Raw genomic sequence first — 953 nt, 5'->3', positions numbered from 1 at the left:
TGGTAGGCCAGGTGCTTGAGGCGGGCCCAGGTGCGCAGGGCCAGGGCGATGTGGTTGCGCTGGCTGCGCGCCAGCCGGCACTGGCACGCCTGCAAGCCGGTGAGTTGCTTGGCCTCGCGGTGAACCTGTTCGATCAGCCAGCGGACGTTGCTGTGTTGCTCAGCAGCGGCCGTGTCGTCTTGCGCTAGCTCGTTGGTGACGAGGTAGTCCGTCCGGTGGGTAGACACCAGTACGCGGAAACATTTCAGCTTGACCTCGTTCGGCATTTTCTTGACCTTGACGAGCTTGCCGTGGGCGACCTCGTGGTCCGACCAGGACAGGCAGGCCAGCGGCTGGTAGGGCTGCTGCCCGCCCGAGTCGTCGACGAGGCGGTTGCCTTTGAGCGGGCAGTAAAACTGCTTTTGCTCGGCCATGAGCCACTTGAACAGCTCCGTCGTGGCGTACCACGTGTCCATGAGCACGGTCCGGTAGGCAATGCGGCGCACCCGCAACTGAGTGAGCATGTCGCGCACGTGCGCGTGTTTGTCTTTGCCGTCCACCTCGGGCGCAAAGAGCCGGTAATCAATCAACCAGAACTGGTCCGTGTCGGGATTGACGTAGACGCAGTTGACCAGGCCGATGCCTTTGATCAGGCCGTGCGCGTTGCCCGAGTACTGGCGGCGCACCAGCGCGATGTGGTGGCTGTGAGACTTATCGAGCACCGTGTCGTCGAAGAGCACGTAGCCGCGCGGGCTGGCCACGAATTCGCCTTGCAGCTGCTGCCAGAGCTGACGCGGGCTGAAGCGACGCGTGCGCAGGAAGTACTGCACGTTGTCGTGTGTGAGGCCGGCCAGGTGCTCGGCCAAGTAAGTGCCGGTGTAGTTGACCTGGCTGCTGAGCAGAAACTGGCCATACAATTGAGCGGTGACTTTCATGGGCTTGGTACGCTGAGAAAGCCGTTTGCGTAAGTCCTA

General features: G+C 62.4%; 1 protein-coding gene. It reads right to left on the bottom strand.

What is annotated here, in order from left to right; all coding sequences use genetic code 11:
• On the bottom strand, window positions 1-914 hold a 914-nt coding region (locus tag KLP40_RS21045; RefSeq protein WP_215595809.1), incomplete at its 3' end, for an IS701 family transposase.
• Between the last annotated feature and the right edge of the window lie 39 nt (window positions 915-953).

This window comes from Hymenobacter piscis (genome assembly GCF_018760735.1).
In the GTDB taxonomy this organism is placed as follows: Bacteria; Bacteroidota; Bacteroidia; order Cytophagales; family Hymenobacteraceae; genus Hymenobacter; species Hymenobacter piscis.
Note: the sequence above shows the minus strand (reverse complement) of the source record. Positions and strands in the feature narration are given on the sequence as shown.